Consider the following 17,058-nt stretch of genomic DNA (forward strand, 5'->3'; position numbering starts at 1 on the left):
TTCGTCCGGACCGAGCCCGGTTGAGGGGCGAGGTCACGACAGGGGCATGCCCGACTAGTATCGCTCAGGTCGGGCCGTACCCGACCATCACCGCCCAGCCCGTGGACGAACGTCACACGATCTCCGAGGAGCGCACACCGTGCCCGACGCGCCGTGGTCGTCGTGGGCGCCGGGTACACGCGTGGTCGTCCGCCGTCGCCTGCCCGACGACGAGGCGCGCGCCGCGGGCAAGCCGCTCACCGACGTCATCGGCGTCGTCGTGCGCACCACCGCCACGGAGCTCGTCCTCCGCGAGGACGCCGGCGGGAGTGCCCCGCCGCATCGCGGCCACGGTGCGAGGGACGGGGAGGCACCGCTCGTCGTCGTGCCGCTCGCCGCGATCGTGGCGGCCAAGCCCGTCCCGCCGCGCCCGCCGCGACGCCCGGCCTGACCAGGAACCCGCCTCGGGCAGGGCGTTGACCCGACGCGAGGGCCGAGCGCTCAGGTGACCGTGACGGCGTCGTCCTCGACGTCCACGACGACCTGGCCACGGGCGCCCGCGCCGGTGAGGGCCGCGCGCCACGCGCCGTCTTCGTCCAGCTGGACGCGTCGCGGCGCGTCGGAGGTCGGTCGTCCAGAGGCTCGGACCACGTCGGGGCGGTCGAAGAACTCCCCCACCGGCGCGTTCGACTCGAGCGCGCGGACGAGCTGCTCGAGGTCGCGCACGACGACGCGCAGCGCGGACGCGACCCACGCCGCGTTGTCCGTGACCATCGCCTCGGTCCGGCGCGGGTCCGTGCGCCCGACGCGCGTCGCGTCGCGGAAGCTGCCCGCGGCGAGCCCGAGCGCGACGTCGCGCACCGGCGCGTCGGCCACGACGCCGAGCAGCTCCGTCGCGAGCACGTGCGGGACGTGGCTGACGAGTGCGGTCGACTCGTCGTGCACGTCGTCGGTGAGCACGTGCACGGTCCCGCCGAGCGGACCGGTGACCAGCCGCAGGACGGTCGTGAACGCCGTGCGCGACGTCGTCTCATCGAGGGTCACCGCCCACCGTGCGCCCGCCAGCATCGCGGCGTCCGACGCCTCGAACCCCGAGTGCTCCGTCCCGGCCATCGGGTGCGCGCCGACGTACCGCGCCGCGAGACCGGCGGTGCGCACGGCGTCGCGCACCGCTCCCTTGACGCTCCCCACGTCGGTGACGACGGTCGCGCCCCGCACGTGCCGCGCCACCTCGGTCGCGACGGCCCGCATGGCGCGCAGCGGCACGGCGAGCACGAGCACGTCCGGCTCGTCGGCGCACAGGTCGGCGAGGTCGGTGGCGACCCGCAGGCCCGCGGCGCGCGCCGCCGCCCGCGTCCCGGCTGTCGCGTCGTAGCCGGTGACCGCGACCCCGTGCTCGTGCAGGAGCCGGGCGACGGAGCCGCCGACGAGGCCGAGGCCCAGGACCGCGACCCTTCCGGGCTCGCGCCCGGACCGCACGGCGCTCACCAGAGCAGCCCTGCCGCGAGCTCGTCGGCGGCAGACCCGACGCCGACGCTGCCCACCGGCACGTGCGCGGCGTCGACGTCGACGTGCGCCGCGTCGCGCGACTCGTCGAGCTCGCCGCGCGCCGGCACCACGCCGAGCGTCTTGAGCGAGTCGCCCGCGCGCACGAGGTCGTCCAGCACCGCGCGCACCGGCACGTCCCAGGGCGCGCCGTCGACCGTGACGACGAACACGTACGTGCCCGAGACGGCCTTGATCGGGCGCGTGATGAGACTCGAGAGGTTCACGCCGCGCTCGCCGAACGAGCGCGTGATGCGCGCCAGGACGCCCGGCCCGGTGACGACGGGCGTCACCGCGAGCATCGTGCGCCACGGGGTGTCACCGTCCTCGCGGGCGCGGGCGAGGATCCCCGCAGCCTCGGCCCGGGGCGCCAGGACGAGGAAGCGCGTGCGGGCGCCGGCGAAGTCCTCGACCGCGCGCTCGAACGTGTCGAGCCCGTAGAGCTCCCCGCAGATCGTCGGCCCGAGCGCGACCTGGTGCGGCCCGGCATCCCGGCACGCCGCGGCGTTGGACGCCGCCGGGAGCGGCCGTAGCCCGGTCCGGTCGACGAACCGCTGGCACTGCGCGAGACCGTGCGGGTGCGCGGTCACCTCGGTGAGGTCGCCGTGGCCCGGTCGCACGAACGCGTCGAACGAGATGTCGAGCACGACCTCGTCCACCGCGACGACCGTCGGGCTCCCGACGATCGCGTCGAGCGACGGCACGACGTACCCCTCGACGGTGTTCTCGATCGCGACGACGCCGCGCTCGTGCCGGCCCGCCGCCACGTGCGCGAAGACCTCGCCGACGGTCGTGGACGCGACGAGGTCGGGCGTCTCCGGCTGCGTGCGCACCCAGGTGGCCGCGGCCTGATGGGTGAACGACCCCTGCGGCCCGAGGTACCCGACGCGGCTCACGCGCGCACGGGGTCCGTCGGAGCGTCCGACGCCCGCACGTCCGAGGGCGCCACGGCCCAGCGCGGCTCCAGCGCGTCCGGCCCCGGCACGAACTCCTGGCCCGGCAGGACCGCGAGCACGCGGTGCGCGACCCCGCGCTCCGCGAAGCCGCGCACGACGCCGTCCAGCGCCGACGCGTCCGGGCAGGAGAAGGCCGTGAAGAAGATGTGCGGCCCGGCTTGCGAGCGGTGGCTGCGCAGGTGCTGCAGGTCGATGCCTGCCCCGGCGAAGAGACCCAGCGTCTGCTGGAGCGATCCGCGGTGGTCGTCGCGCGGCCCGAACGCGAGCCACACCTGCGCGCTGCCGTCCACGTGCGGGGCGGCGTCGCGCGACTCGAGGAGCCCGTACCAGACCGGCGCACCCTCGGCGAGGCGCTCGCTGCCCGGCAGCTCGACGAAGCCGAGCGGCCCGAGCGGACCCCGCGCGACGGAGCGCTCGACGACGAGGCTCCCGTCCGAGCCTGCGAGCGCGACGCGCTCCTCGAGCGTCGTGCGCGTGGGGACGAGCCGTGGGCTGACGCCCATCGTGCGCAGCACGTGCCGCCGGTCGCGCAAGCCCGCCTCGTCGATAACGACGTGGCCCGCGACGTCGTGCGCACCGACCGAGCGGCCGACCCACGCCCACTGCGCGGGAACCCCGACGGCGCCCGTGAGGACGAGCGACGGCGGAGCCGCGAGCAGAGCGCGCTCGAGCTCGTGCGACGGCTGCGCGGGGTGCCCGATGTGGACGACGGCCGACAGGCCGTCGATGCTCGCGACCGTCGAGAGCGTGGCCGTCGTCGACCCGAGGTCGAGCAGCGTCTCCGCGTCGGCGGGGTCGACCCAGCCCGCGCTGCTCGCTGCGAGCAACGCCTGCGCGCCCGACTCCCGTTCGCTGCGTCCGAGCATGTGCACTCCTCGTCCCGGCCCGCGCTCAGGGAGCGCAGACCACCTCGTTGTCCGGCTTGTAGGTCCAGCGGTACGACTCGTCCTTGACGAGCTCACCCGCGTGGTAGACCTTGCGGTAGTTCGTGATCGAGAAGCCGGGGCTGCCCGCGGGCGTGGGCTCGCAGTCCGGGCCCGTCTGCGTGACGGTCGACGGCTGCACGACGTTCGACTTGCCGCTCGCCGACGTCTCGACGTCGTAATGCTTGGTGCTCCAGACCGCGACGTGGAGCTGGCCACCGCCGACCCACGACTGCATGAGCACGCCGTACGGGGTGTCGTTCTTGAACTTCATGTCGATCGAGCCGACGTAGATGGTCGCCTCGCGCCCGGCCGGGTAGCGCTCGAACCAGTAGCTGTGCGGCCGGTGCTCGACGTCGTCGAGCCCGGCGAAGAACCCGGCGTTGTACGTCGTCGTCGCCATCTGCGACAACCCGCCGCCGACGCCCTCGGTGTGCCTGCCGTTCTCCACCACTCCCGCGGCGAAGTAGCCACCCTCGAGCGTGATCGGCGACAGCGTGTCCACGAGGGAGAACGTCTCGCCGGGCTTGACGAGCGTGCCGGTGACCTTGCTCGCCCCCACCCGGAGGTTCTCCGTGCGGATCGGCACGTTCGGCAGGGGCGTGGAGAACTCCGAGACCTTCTCCGTGACGCCGAGCGCCTCGAGCGCCGCGCGAGACTGCGATGGGTCGGACTCGACGAGCTCGACCGTGGCCGTGCGCTCGTCCCCGACCGCCGCCGTCGCGACGGCCGTCGAGATCGCGGCGGGGTCGATCGTCGTACCTGGCTCCCCGCCCTCGATCACGGGCACCCCGCCCGCGAACACGAAGTGCGCGTCGTCCGCGGCGGTGAGCAGGTCGTTCGTGCGCTCGACGACGGCGTCGACGAGCTGTTCGCCGTCGAGGCTCAGCACGAGCGCGCCGTCCGTCGCGGCGTAGGACGCCGCGCTGGCCAGCGCCTCCGGCGGGAGCTCCGGCTGCTGGCCGCCCACGGAGACGACGACGGGCGCGGACACGACCTTCTGCGCCTCGGCGAGCGCGGCGTCCGTCTCCTCCTGCGTGATGTCCGGCGCGACGGGCTCGGTCGGCAACGCGACCGGGCCGTCGGTGACGAGCCAGCTCGAGGTGATGATGTCGGACACCTCGTCCGCGACCAGGGCGGTCCCGTCGGCGGCCGGCGTGCTCGTGGGAGCGCCGTCGACGAACTGGACCGTCCCGTCGACGGGCGCCGCCTCGAGGCTGCCACGCAGCGTCTCGACCTGGGCGTCGAGCGCCGCGTCGTCGACCGCGATCACGGGCGCCTCGTCCTCGCCGCCGAACAGGTGCTCCCACAGGCGCGCCGGGTTCATCGAGAACGCCGTGAGCTCCTCGGCCGTCTCCGCGGCGTCGAACGACAGGCCCGCGGTCGCCGGGTCGAGCGTCGTGGACGACTCGCCCGCCGTGAGCGTGACGGGCTCCGCCGCGCGCGGGCCGAGCTCCGCCTCCAGCTCCTCCTGCGCGGCCGTGCGGGTCATCCCGCCGACGTCGACCCCCGCGACGGTCGTACCGCTCGGGACCTTGTCCGAGAAGAACCACTGGCCGCCCGTGTAGAGGCCGCCCACGACGAGCACGCCGATGCCGGTCCACATCAGGCCACGGGCCCACCCGCGGCGGGGCGGGTCCTCCTCGAACCCCTCGAACGGCGACGCCTCGCGCGAGTCGTCGGGCGGGACGGGCCCGAACGCGCCCACGAGCGTCGGCGTGCCGGCGGCCGCTGCCCCGGCGGTCGGGACGGCAGGAACGCGGGCCGGGCCGTCCGGCGTCGGCGTGGCACCGGGCATCGCGGCGCTCGGGCGGACCGAGGTGCGGACCACCGGGGCAGGACGCGCCCACGGGTCGACCGGCGGGATCACCTGCGTCGGGGCAGCGGGCCGCTCCTCGGACGACGGCGGGACCACCGGCACGGCGGCCGTCTGCTCGGCGTCACCGCCGTCGGTCGGAGGAGCAGGCTCGGTCGTGGGCGCGGAGGGCGCCGGCTCGGCGGGCTGCTGCTCGGCTGACGCCGGCTCGGCGGGCCGCTGCTCGGCTGACGCCGGCTCGGCGGGCGGCGGCTCGGCGGGCGGCGGCTCGGCGGGCGCCGGCTCGGCGGGCGCCGGCTCGGTCGAGCCCGACCCGGTCGAACCTGACCCGGCCGGCTGCGGCTCGTCCTGCTGTTCGGCGTTCGCCTGCGGTGAGGCGGCCGGTTCGGGGTCCGCACCGGCGACGGGGACGAGGACGGCGGGGACGTCCGGGTCGAACGCGAAGACCCGCGGGACGTAGGGCTCCTCGTCGTCCTCGTCGTCCTCGTCGTCCGCACCGGGAGCGGCCGCCGTGTCGACGGTCGCCGCCTCGTCAGCGGCTGCCGGCTCGGCGCTCTCGGTCGGCTCCACGGCGGGCTCGGTCTCGGCCTGCTCGACGCTCTCGGCCGGCGAAGGCGACTCGACGGGCTCGGTCTCGGCCGGCGACGGCGACTCGACGGGCTCAGTCTCGGCCGGCGACGGCGACGGCGACTCGACGGGCTCGGTCTCGGCCGGCGCCGTCGCCTCGGCCTGCTCCACGCCCTCGGAAGACTCGGTCGTCTCGACCGGTTCGGTCTCGGCCCGCTCCTCGTCGGCCGGAGCCGCGTCGTCGGTCCCGGCAGCAGCCTCCGTGGTGGACGACTCGCTCGCGGGCTCGGCGGACGCGGGCTGCTCAGCGGCAGCCGGAGCGGCCGTCGTCGCCGGGGTCTCGCGAGCGCCGGTCGCCGCGTCGGGCGTGGGCGGCGTCGTCGGAACGTCCTGGGAGGTGTCGAGATCGGCGTCTCGCTCGGTCGGCTGACCCATCCACTGTCTCCGTGACGAAAGGCGCGCGATGTCTGCGCGCTGACGAGGGGTTCGTGCGGCTGAGGGCCGCACGGCGAATTCTAGCGGGTCGGACCTACGCAGCCGGTCCGATTTGCCCGGTGGGGCGCTCGTGGAGCGCCGGACGGACCGCGCGTTCGCTGAACCACGAGCGCGGCAGGAACGCGACGGCCGCGACGGCCACGAGGCCGCCGTAGATCCACGCGTACCCGACGGGCTGGCTCGGCACGAGCACGTCGCCACCAGGGCCCTGCAGGGAGAGGAGCTGCACGACGACGACCCACCCGATCCCGTACCCGAGCAGTCCTGCCATCCCGCCCCAGGCCCGGGAGAGGACACCGGCCGCGAGGACCGCGAGGAGTGCGAGGACGAAGCCGAGCCCGAACCCGCCCGGGAGCACGATCCCGACCGGGGTCGCCCGGTGCGCCACGGTGCCGACGAGACCGACGATCGCGCCGATCAGAGCACACACCACCCCGCGGGCGACGAGCCGCCCCATCCCTGTCTCCACCGGCCCAGGCTACCGGGAGCCGGCGCCACGACCCGGGCCGAGCGGAAGAGCCCCGCGGGAGGGTACGTAGAACTCGTGTGAAGGGACGGGGGCGAGCACGTCGTTGCTCAGCGCGTACCAGCCGAGCAGCGGGCCGCCTCGTCCGGCGTCGTGCGCGGCGGTCACGTGCTGCACCTGGGTCGCGTGGGCGCGCATCGCGGCGAGCAGCTCGTCGAGCACGGGCGCCACGGGCACGGCGACGGCACCATTCAGAGTGGCGTCCGGGCGGGCGACCGGAGGGAGGTCCTCGGCAGGGTCCGGGAGGGTGGCCCTCCCCTCGGACGTCACGAGAGCCCGCACGTCGGCGTTCTCCACGAGCGCACGACGGGCGGCGCGCACGGTGCTCTCCGGCGCCACGACGCACCACAGTGCGGGCACGTCCTCGCCTGCCCCCGCGAGGAGCTCGAGCGCGCGGACCGTGACCTCGTGGGTGCGCACGTGGTCCGGGTGACCGTAGCCGCCGCCCGCCTCGTACGTCGCGACGACGGCGGGGCGGCGCTCGCGCACGACGGCGGCCAGGCGCTCGGCGGCCTCGTCGAGCGGGACGGCCACGAAGGCCCGGGGAGCGACCTGTGCGGCGGCACCCGCGACACCAGGCGCGGCCCACGCCATGCCGGAGTCCTCGTACCGGGCGGGCGCGACGTCGTCGGGCACGACCTCCGCCCGGGCTCCGGGATCGGCGCCCGGCAGCGGGACCGTGTCGAGGAAGACGTGGTCCGTCACGCCGAGCGCGGCGAGCGCTCCGGCGAGCTCGCCCTCGCGGTGCGCGGCGAGCGCAGGACCGTCCCCCTCGAGGTGCCCGACGCCGGTCCGGTGCGCGGGGGTGTCGATCACCTCGCCCTGCTCGCCGCGCGTGCACGTCACCACCGTGACGCGCTCCCCCGCACGAGCCCACGTCGCGAGGAGCGCGCCCGTGGCGAGCGTCTCGTCGTCGGGGTGCGCGTGGACGGCGAGCAGCCCGCCGTCGGGCACGACGACGGACGGCTCGGCCGGCTCCACGCTCACCCGCGGCGCGGCGTCAGGCGCGCTTGGCGCGCGACGTCGCGCGGGCCCGCTCCGTCTGGTCGAGCAGCACCTTGCGGATGCGCACGACCTCGGGCGTGACCTCGACGCACTCGTCCTCGCGCGCGAACTCGAGCGACTCCTCGAGCGTCAGGTGCTTCGGAGGCGTGAGGTTCTCGAACGTGTCGCTCGAGGCGGCGCGCATGTTCGTGAGCTTCTTCTCCTTGGTGATGTTCACGTCCATGTCCTCGTTGCGCGAGTTCTCGCCGACGATCATGCCTTCGTAGACCTCCTGCGTGGGGTCGACGAAGAACGAGCCGCGCTCCTGGAGGTTGATCATCGCGAACGGCGTCACCACGCCGGCACGGTCCGCGACGAGCGAGCCGTTGATGCGAGTCTCGATGGGGCCGGCCCAGGGCTCGTAGCCCTCGGCGATCGAGGACGCGATGCCCGTGCCGCGCGTGTCCGTGAGGAAGCGGGTGCGGAAGCCGATGAGGCCGCGCGCCGGGACCATGAACTCCATGCGGACCCAGCCCGTGCCGTGGTTCGACATGGTCTCCATGCGGCCCTTGCGCTGCGCCAGGAGCTGCGTGACTGCGCCGAGGTACTCCTCGGGGACGTCGATCGTCATGCGCTCCATCGGCTCGTGCGTCTTGCCGTCGACGGTGCGCGTGACGACCTGCGGCTTGCCGACGGTGAGCTCGAAGCCCTCGCGACGCATCTGCTCGACGAGGATGGCGAGCGCGAGCTCACCGCGCCCCTGGACCTCCCAGGCGTCAGGACGCTCGGTGGGGAGCACGCGCAGCGAGACGTTGCCGACGAGCTCGGCGTCGAGGCGGTCCTTGACCTGGCGGGCCGTGACCTTGTGCCCCTTGCCGCCCTTGCCGGCGAGCGGCGAGGTGTTGATCCCGATGGTCATCGAGATCGCTGGGTCGTCGACCGTGATGAGCGGGAGGGGACGCGGGTCGTCGGGGTCCGTGAGCGTCTCGCCGATCGTGATGTCGGCGATGCCGGCGACGGCGACGATGTCGCCGGGGGCCGCGGAGTCCGTGGGGACGCGGCTGAGCGCCTTGGTCTCGAGCAGCTCGGTGATCTTCACGTTCTGCAGCGTGCCGTCGTGGCGCGCCCACGCGACGACCTGGCCCTTGCGCAGCGTGCCGTTGAAGACGCGCAGCAGCGCGAGGCGGCCGAGGAACGGCGACGCGTCGAGGTTGGTGACGTGCGCCTGCAGGGGCGCTCCCTCCTCGTACACCGGGGCGGGGATCTTCTCGAGGATCGTGCTGAAGAGCGGCTCGAGATCCTCGTTCGAGGGCAGCTCGCCGTCGAGCGGCTGGTCGACCGACGCACGCCCGGCCTTGGCGGACGCGTAGACGACGGGCACGTCGAGGATCGCGTCGAGGTCGAGGTCCGGCACCTCGTCGGCCAGGTCGCTCGCGAGGCCGAGCAGCAGGTCGGTCGCCTCGGCGACGACCTCGGTGATGCGCGAGTCCGGCCGGTCGACCTTGTTCACGACGATGATCACGGGGAGCTTCGCGGCGAGCGCCTTGCGCAGCACGAAGCGCGTCTGCGGCAGCGGGCCCTCGCTCGCGTCGACGAGCAGCACGACGCCGTCGACCATCGACAGGCCGCGCTCGACCTCGCCGCCGAAGTCGGCGTGGCCCGGGGTGTCGATGACGTTGATCGTGATGCCCTCGGGCTCACCGACCGCGGCCGCCGCGGGACCGGAGTAGCGGACCGCAGTGTTCTTCGCGAGGATCGTGATGCCCTTCTCGCGCTCGAGGTCACCGGAGTCCATGACGCGGTCGTCCACGTGCTGGTGCGCGCTGAAGGCGCCGGACTGGCGCAGCATGGCGTCGACGAGGGTCGTCTTGCCGTGGTCGACGTGGGCGACGATCGCCACGTTGCGCAGGTCGGAGCGCACAGACATCTACGGTTCTCATTTCGTGGGGTTCGAGGGGGACGACGACCCGCCTGAGGCCGGACCCTGCCCGCCAGGGCTGGTCCGTCGGCGCTCGGGCCGTCTCCCGGGCAGGGCTATCCTACCGGGTTCGCGCCAACGCCTCCATGACGCACGTCACTCGCCACGGACCCGGCTCCACGTCTGCACGTCCTGGACACCTCCGTCACGACGACGGCGGCCCCTTGCGGCCGCGCCGCGCCAGGGGCTTCCAGCGGTCGGGACGGTCGGGGTACAGCTCCTCCCACTGCTCGGAGATGGACTCCGTGACCCGGCTGGTCACCTGTTCCGTCAGCACGGCACGCGCCTGGCGCCGCTCCGCGCGCAGGAGGGCGGCGTGCTCGACCCGCAGTGCCCGCACGGTCGCGATCGCCATCCCGATCATCACCACGGAGAACGGCAGCGCGATGAGGATCGCGGCGGTCTGCAGGGCCTGGAGCCCGCCCGCGAGCAGCAGCGCGATCGCGAGGAGCCCCTGGAGGACCGCCCAGAAGATGCGGCTCCACGTCGGCGGGTTCGGGTTCCCGCCGCTCGCGAGCATGTCGACCACGAGGGACCCCGAGTCCGAGGACGTCACGAAGAAGACGACGATGAGCAGGATCGCCACGGTGGAGAGCACGCCGGGCAGCGGCAGGTCGCCGAGGACCTGGAACAGGGCGGTGTCGGTGTCGACCTCGCCGTCGACGAGCATGCTGCCCGGCTCGGTCAGCTCGCGGTACAGGGCCGTACCGCCAAGGACCGAGAACCAGAGCGTCGTGACGATCGTGGGCACGAGGAGCGTCCCGAGGACGAACTCGCGGACCGTGCGCCCACGCGAGATCCGCGCGATGAAGACGCCGACGAACGGCGCCCAGGAGATCCACCAGCCCCAGTAGAAGATCGTCCACGACGACTGCCACTCAAGCCCTGCCGCACCTTGGAACGCCGTCGTGTCGAACGTCAGCCGGACGATGTTCTGCAGGTAGTAGCCGAGCGACTGGACCCACTCCCGGAGCAGGAAGAGCGTCGGGCCCAGGACGAGGACGACGACGAGCAGCGCCCCCGCGACGACCATGTTGCCGTTCGACAACCACTTGATGCCCTTGCCGAGCCCGGAGACCACGGAGAGCGTCGCCAGCGCCGTGATCGCCGCGATGAGGCCGATCTCGAGCGCGGTGCTCGGTTCGACGACGTCGAGGTAGCCGAGCCCCGCGGCGATCTGGAGCACGCCGAACCCGAGCGACGTCGCGACGCCGAAGACCGTCCCGATGACCGCGATCACGTCGATGACGTCACCCAGGCGTCCGCGGACCCGGTCGCCGAGCAGGGGTTCGAGCGCCCAGCGGATGGACACCGGACGACCCTTGCGATGGATGGAGTAGGCGAGCGATAGCCCCGCGACGACGTAGATCGCCCAGGCGTGGATGCCCCAGTGCAGGTAGCTCTGGCCCATCGCCGCCTGGGCGAGCAGCGCGTCGCTGCCCTCCACGCCCGGCTTGGGGTTCACGTAGTGCGAGAGCGGCTCGGCCACGCCCCAGTAGACGAGCCCGATGCCCATCCCCGTCGCGAAGAGCATCGCGAACCAGACCGGGAGCCGGAAGAGCGGTTCGTCCTCGTCCTTGCCGAGGACGATGTCGCCGAACCTGCTCAGACCCATCCAGAGCGAGAACACGACGAACGCCGCGACGACGATCACGTAGTACCAGCCGAACACGCCGATGACGTCGCGCTGGAGCGTGTTCATCACCGCCGTCACGGTGTCCGTGAAGAGCACCGCCAGCAGCACGAACACGAGGATGATCCCCGCCGCCGGGTAGAACACCCGGGGGTCCGGGCGACCCGTGCGCGGGCCGTCGTGATCCTCCGTGGCCCGCCGTGGCGGACCGGCCGCGGCGCTCCCGGCGGTGCGAGCAGCGGGCGCGTCCGGGCTCGGCCGTGGTACGTCGGCACCGTCGCCCGCGCGGGTCATGACACCCAGGCTTGCCGTGCGGGCACGGTCCGGCAACCGGAACGCCCCGGGGCGACCGTCGTCAGCCTGCTGACGGTGGTCGCCCCGGGGCGTCGGTCCGTGGTCGTCCTCGAGTCAGAACCCCGCGCCCGCGGTCGGCGGGGTCGCCCGCTCGTGGTCCATGTCCTCGCGCGCCGCCGCGAGTGCACGCTCCTCGTCGGCCAGCGCCGTCGCGCCGTCGTTCGCGATGTCGCGGGCGGCGGCCTCGAGCAGGGCGTCGCGCGCAGCTCGACGCTCGCGCTGGGCCTCCGGGTCGGGCACGGGGACCGCGGCGAGCAGGCGCTGGGTGTAGGCGTGCTGCGGCGCGTGGACCACCTGCGACGTCTCCCCCACCTCGACGAGCTTGCCCTTGTGCATGACCGCGATCCGGTCCGAGAGCATTTCGACGACCGCGAGGTCGTGCGAGATGAACAGGCACGCGAACCCGTGCTCGCGCTGCAGGTCGGTGAACAGGTCGAGGACCGTCGCCTGGACCGACACGTCGAGCGCGGACGTCGGCTCGTCGGCGACGAGCAGCTTCGGCTCGAGCGAGAGCGCACGGGCGATGCCGACGCGCTGGCGCTGGCCGCCCGACAGCTCGTGCGGGTACCGGTTGCGCATCGCGCGCGGGAGCTGGACCTGGTCGAGCAGCCGCTCGACCTCCCGGCTGAGCTCGCGACCCTTGGTGCCCTTGTGCAGCATGAGCGGCTCGCCGATCGACTCGCCGATCGGCAGTCGTGGGTTGAGCGACGACCCCGGGTCCTGGAAGACGATGCCCACCTCGGTGCGCAGCGGCTTGAGGTCCTTGGGCTTGGCCCCCACCATGTCGGTGCCGACGATCCGCAGGGAGCCGCCGGTGACCGGCAGCAGGCCGACGGCGGCACGACCGATCGTCGTCTTGCCCGAGCCGGACTCGCCCACCAGGCCGACGACCTCACCCTGGTGGATCTGCAGCGACACGTCGTCGACCGCGCGGAACGCGGCCTGACGACGGCGTCCGGGGTACTCGATGACGATGTTCTGCGCATCGAGCACGACCTTGCGGTCGTCGGTCCGAGCCTGCGGCGTACGGTCCGTGGCCGTGGTCGTGTGCGGCTTCGAACCCAGGTGCGGTACGGCATCCAGCAGACGGATCGTGTACGGGTGCTGCGGGCGCGCGAAGATGTCCGCGGACGTCCCGCGCTCGACGACCTGCCCGTCCTTCATGACCATGATCGAGTCGGCCATGTCGGCCACCACACCCATGTCGTGCGTGATGAGGATGATCGCGGCGTCGACGCGGTAGCGCAGGTCGCGGAGCAGCTTGAGGATCTCCGCCTGCACCGTGACGTCGAGCGCCGTCGTCGGCTCGTCCGCGACGAGCAGCTTCGGGTCGCACGCGAGAGCCTGCGCGATCATCGCGCGCTGGCGCTGACCGCCGGAGAGCTGGTGCGGGTAGGCGTCGAAGCGGCGCTCCGGCTCGGGGATCTCCACGAGCCGCAGGAGCTCGATCGCGCGCTTCTTCGCGTCGGCCGGGCCGACGTTGAAGTGCGTGCGGATCGTCTCGACGATCTGGAAGCCGACCGTGTAGACCGGGTTGAGCGCCGTCATCGGCTCCTGGAAGATCATGGAGATCTCCCGGCCGCGCACGTGACGCAGCGCGCCGTGCGACGCCCCGATGAGCTCGCGGTCCCCGAGCTTCGCCGAACCGCGCGCTCGGCCGTTCGGCGGCAGCAGGCCCAGCAGGGCGAGCGACGACTGGGACTTGCCGGAACCCGACTCGCCGACGATCGCGAGGACCTCACCGGAGTGGAGGTCGTAGCTCATGTCCGCGGCAGCGGGGTACCAGGACCCGTCGACGTAGAAGTCCACGCCGAGGTCGCGCACGGTCAGCACGGGGCTGCCCTGGCGCGCGGCCGGGGCCGCGGGAGACGTCTCGTTGGCCACGCTGATCAGTGTCCTTCCTGCTGGAGCGAGCGCGGGCGCTCGTGGCGCCGCGACTCTGCGAGCATGGGCGCATGGGTCCCACGCTGGTGTTCCGTTCGACGTTCGGCCGAGTGCTCACGGTGGCGACGGGCGTCGTCGCCGTCGCGCTGGTGGTGACCACGGCGTTGACGGGGGACCTCGGCGCCGTGGCGGGAGCCGCGGCCCCTGGAGCGCTCGTGACGTACCTCGTCTGGATGCTGTTCTGGCGTCCCGCCGTCGAGGTGTCCGACGGCGGGATCGAGGTGCGCAACGTCGCCCGCACGGTCCATGTGCCGTGGACCGCGTACGAGGGCGTCGAGACGCGCTACTCCCTCGAGGTGCGGTACGTGGGCGGCCGCGTGACCGCCTGGGCGGCGCCCCGCTCGAGCGCCTCGGCACGGTGGCTGCGCAGCTCCCGACGTCGACCGGTCGACCAGGCCCGGGTCGTGGCCGGGGCGAGCGCCGAGGCCGTGGCCGACGCCGTGGTGGACCGCCGCGCCAGGCTGGCCGCCGCAGGGCACCTCGACCGCGAGCTGCCGGGCGCGCCCGGCGCCCGCACGACGTGGCACGTCGTGGCGCTCGGCGTGCTCGCCGCGCTCGCTGCTGCGACCGTCGCCGCGCTCACGGCCTGAGCACCGCACGGAGGCGCCGCCCCGTCCGAGGGGTCGCGGACCCCTCGGACGGGCGACGTCGTGCGCGATCATCAGCGGGCCCCGGGCCCGTCGGCCGAGCCGGGAGCGTCCGCCACGACCGTGGCGGTCGGGCGCGCGACCCGCTTCGCCCGGGCCATCTTGCGCTCCGAGGGGATGCGCTTCTGCCGCGGGTCGAACGCGTCGCGCAGGCCGTCGCCGATGAAGTTGACGCACAGCGCGATCGCGACGATGAACAGGCCCGGCCACCAGAACAGCCACGGACGCGTCGCGAACGCCTCCTGGTAGTCGCTGATGAGCTTGCCGAGCGAGGTCGCCGGAGCCTGGATCCCCACGCCGAGGTAGCTCAGCGCCGTCTCGAGCAGGATCGCGGCGCTCATGAGCAGCGTCACGTTGACGATGATCACGCCGACGGCGTTCGGCAGCATGTGCTTGAAGATGATCCGCGAGCTGCTCGCCCCGGCGACGCGGGCGGCGTCGACGAACTCCCGCTCCCGCAGGCTGAGGAACTCGCCGCGCACGAGTCGCGCGAGCGGCGGCCAGAGGACGAGCCCGAGGAAGCCGCCGAGGATCAGGGCGTTGCTCCCGCCGGACAGCAGCGCGAGGACCGCGCCGATGACGATGACGGGCATCGTGATGACGAGGTCGGTGAACCGCATGAGCCACGAGTCGGCCGCGCCGCGGAAGTACCCCGAGAGCGATCCGACGAGCACGCCCATGAGCGTCGAGATGACTCCCACGGCGAGCACGACGAGGAGCGACGTCTGCGTGCCCTTCATGACGCGCGCGAAGACGTCACGCCCTGCCTCGTCCTGACCGAAGATGTGCTCGGGCGAAGGACGGCCGGCGTTGACGAGCGGGTACGTGGAGCCCTGGCCGGACGCCTTGTACTCGTACCAGCCGTGCCACCCGCCGATGCCGATGGACGTGATGGCGAGCAGGACGATCCCCACCAGGAACACCAGCGCGACGACCGCGCCCTTGTGGTGGAAGAAGCGTCGACGGACGATCTGGCTCTGCGACAGGCCCTCGACCTCGAGCAGCTCGATCTGGTTCTCGACCGCGCCGGCCTGCGGCGTGTCGTTCGGTGTGTTGCTCATGCGTTCACCCGGATCCGCGGGTCGAGGGCTGCGTAGATGAGGTCAGCCACGATGTTGGCGATGATGGCGAGGGCCGCGACGATGACGAGGTAGGCCATGACCGGGTCGATCTCGCCGCCCCTGAGAGATCTCAGGAAGAGCAGCCCCATGCCCGGGCGGGCGAAGACCTGCTCCGTGATGATCGCGCCGCCCAGCAGCGTGATGACGTCGATCGGGACGATCGTCGCAAGGGGGATCAGCGTGTTGCGGAACCCGTGCCGCATGACGACGGTCCGCTCCGGAAGACCCTTGGCCCGGGCGGTGCGGATGTAGTCCTGGCTCATCACCTCGAGCATGCTGGAGCGCGAGTAGCGCGTGTACCCCGCGAACTGGATGAGCACGAGCGCGAGGGTCGGCAGCAGCAGGTGGGTGTACTGGTCGAGCGTCTGCACCCAGAAGTTGCCGCCGAGGTTCGGCGTGCTGTTGCCGATCGTCGGGATCGGCCGCCCGTTGATGGCGGTCGCCCCGAAGTAGTCCGGCCAGATCTGCATGACCTTGTCGACGAAGATCATCGAGCCGACGAGGAACGCGGTGATGGCGGCGGCGCGGGCCGAGACTCCCCGGTCCGGGCCGCCCCAGGCGAACCCGATCGCGACGCCGACGGCGACGGTGACGACGGCGAGCCCGAGCACGAACCACCAGTTGTCGACCTGGTCGAGCACCGACTGGATCGGGAAGTAGACGACGACGCCGACGACGACCGCGGTGAGCGACGCGTAGAGCGCGCGGCGGTTCTTCAGACCGGAGACGAGCGCGGTGATCGCGAAGGCGAGAGCGCCGCCCGTGACGACGATGATGACCGGACCGAGGTTCGGCTCCTCCCACCAGCCGGAGATCTGGAGATAGAGCAGCGCGAGGGCGCTCGCGGCGAAGCCCATGCCGAACACGGTGAGCCGGCGCCTTGCGGTCCCGCCGAACGCGAGGGACCAGAGGAGCCCCATGACGAGGCCGACGACGGCGATCGCGAGGATCGAGAGATTCGGGTCCCGCAGGAAGTCGTTGAAGCCGATCGCGCCCCACTGCTTGAGCAGGACGGCGACCCAGAAGGCCGGCAGCGAGTAGAGCACGAACGAGACGAAGATCGTCAGGTAGTCGAAGGTGCTGTACTGGCGCAGCGCGCTGACGATACCGACCATGACGCCGAAGATCACCGCGAGCACCGTTGCTGCGGCGACGAGCTGGATGGTCGAGATGATCGCGCCCTGGAGCAGGGTCGTGACCTGCTGGCCACTGCGCCACGCCTCGCCGAGGTCACCCTGCACGAAGTCGCCGAGCCACTTGAAGTAGCGGATGACGACGTGGGTGTTCAGGTCGAGGTCGATCGTGCGCTGATCGATCTGCTGCTGCTTGTTGGTAGCGGTGCTGCCCTCGAGGTCCATGAAGATGTAGGGCCGGATCGCGGCGCTGACAAGGAGGAACATCGCGAACGTGGACACGAGGAGGGTCGCCAACCCTGCGAGCACACGCCGCGAGATGAAGGAGAACATCGGAGGTCTTACCTCGCTGGTCGATTAGGGACCCCGGGTCGGGGGCCGGTCGATTCTACGCGTGGGTCTCGCGTGGTCGTGAATCGACGGTCTCAGGACCTGTCGTGGGGAGACGTCAGGGGCT

Annotated in this window: 13 protein-coding genes; 2 read left to right on the forward strand and 11 right to left on the reverse strand. The window is 72.7% G+C overall.

Annotated elements, in window-relative coordinates; translation table 11 throughout:
- Positions 1 to 139: 139 nt before the first annotated feature.
- Positions 140 to 430 carry a putative acetyltransferase gene (locus AC4H2H_RS15205; RefSeq protein WP_494371656.1) on the forward strand — a complete coding sequence of 97 codons (291 nt, stop codon included), beginning with the start codon at positions 140 to 142 and terminating at the stop codon, positions 428 to 430.
- 50 nt (positions 431 to 480) lie between these two features.
- On the opposite strand, the gene AC4H2H_RS15210 is transcribed toward AC4H2H_RS15205, so the two are convergent.
- From AC4H2H_RS15210 to AC4H2H_RS15250, 9 genes are all read right to left on the reverse strand, one after another.
- Entirely contained in the window at positions 481 to 1,467 is a 987-nt protein-coding gene (locus AC4H2H_RS15210) for a prephenate dehydrogenase (protein ID WP_494371657.1), read from the reverse strand.
- Complete coding sequence (locus AC4H2H_RS15215) at positions 1,464 to 2,420, reverse strand: prephenate dehydratase (protein ID WP_494371658.1); 957 nt, start codon at positions 2,418 to 2,420, stop codon at positions 1,464 to 1,466. Before AC4H2H_RS15215 ends, AC4H2H_RS15210 begins: the two co-directional genes overlap by 4 nt.
- Complete coding sequence (locus AC4H2H_RS15220; RefSeq protein ID WP_494371659.1) at positions 2,417 to 3,346, reverse strand: hypothetical protein; 930 nt, start codon at positions 3,344 to 3,346, stop codon at positions 2,417 to 2,419. Before AC4H2H_RS15220 ends, AC4H2H_RS15215 begins: the two co-directional genes overlap by 4 nt.
- Positions 3,347 to 3,371: 25 nt before the next feature.
- Positions 3,372 to 6,221, reverse strand: a complete 2,850-nt coding sequence (locus tag AC4H2H_RS15225) for a VanW family protein (RefSeq protein ID WP_494371660.1) — start codon at positions 6,219 to 6,221, stop codon at positions 3,372 to 3,374.
- 94 nt (positions 6,222 to 6,315) lie between these two features.
- Positions 6,316 to 6,750: a hypothetical protein gene (locus tag AC4H2H_RS15230; RefSeq protein WP_494371661.1), complete on the reverse strand. Its 435-nt coding sequence runs from the start codon at positions 6,748 to 6,750 to the stop codon at positions 6,316 to 6,318.
- 9 nt (positions 6,751 to 6,759) lie between these two features.
- On the reverse strand, positions 6,760 to 7,794 hold the full coding sequence (locus AC4H2H_RS15235) for a PIG-L family deacetylase (RefSeq protein WP_494371662.1): 1,035 nt from the start codon (positions 7,792 to 7,794) through the stop codon (positions 6,760 to 6,762).
- Between the two features lie 13 nt (positions 7,795 to 7,807).
- Positions 7,808 to 9,718 carry a translational GTPase TypA gene (typA, locus tag AC4H2H_RS15240; protein WP_494371663.1) on the reverse strand — a complete coding sequence of 637 codons (1,911 nt, stop codon included), beginning with the start codon at positions 9,716 to 9,718 and terminating at the stop codon, positions 7,808 to 7,810.
- Positions 9,719 to 9,914: 196 nt separating this feature from the next.
- Complete coding sequence (locus AC4H2H_RS15245; RefSeq protein WP_494371664.1) at positions 9,915 to 11,696, reverse strand: BCCT family transporter; 1,782 nt, start codon at positions 11,694 to 11,696, stop codon at positions 9,915 to 9,917.
- Positions 11,697 to 11,810: 114 nt separating this feature from the next.
- The gene (locus tag AC4H2H_RS15250; protein ID WP_494371665.1) at positions 11,811 to 13,640 is read right to left on the reverse strand and encodes an ABC transporter ATP-binding protein; all 1,830 of its coding nucleotides are present in this window, start codon (positions 13,638 to 13,640) and stop codon (positions 11,811 to 11,813) included.
- A gap of 71 nt (positions 13,641 to 13,711) precedes the next feature.
- Here AC4H2H_RS15250 and AC4H2H_RS15255 point away from each other — a divergent pair, with 71 nt between their 5' ends.
- The gene (locus AC4H2H_RS15255) at positions 13,712 to 14,290 is read left to right on the forward strand and encodes a PH domain-containing protein (protein WP_494371666.1); all 579 of its coding nucleotides are present in this window, start codon (positions 13,712 to 13,714) and stop codon (positions 14,288 to 14,290) included.
- A gap of 71 nt (positions 14,291 to 14,361) precedes the next feature.
- Here AC4H2H_RS15255 and AC4H2H_RS15260 read toward each other — a convergent pair whose 3' ends face one another.
- Together AC4H2H_RS15260 and AC4H2H_RS15265 are read right to left on the reverse strand one after the other, a co-directional pair.
- On the reverse strand, positions 14,362 to 15,408 hold the full coding sequence (locus AC4H2H_RS15260; RefSeq protein ID WP_494371667.1) for an ABC transporter permease: 1,047 nt from the start codon (positions 15,406 to 15,408) through the stop codon (positions 14,362 to 14,364).
- Positions 15,405 to 16,934, reverse strand: a complete 1,530-nt coding sequence (locus AC4H2H_RS15265; RefSeq protein ID WP_494371668.1) for an ABC transporter permease — start codon at positions 16,932 to 16,934, stop codon at positions 15,405 to 15,407. Before AC4H2H_RS15265 ends, AC4H2H_RS15260 begins: the two co-directional genes overlap by 4 nt.
- Between the last annotated feature and the right edge of the window lie 124 nt (positions 16,935 to 17,058).

It is taken from the genome of Cellulosimicrobium sp. BMG9.22 (genome assembly GCF_059159975.1).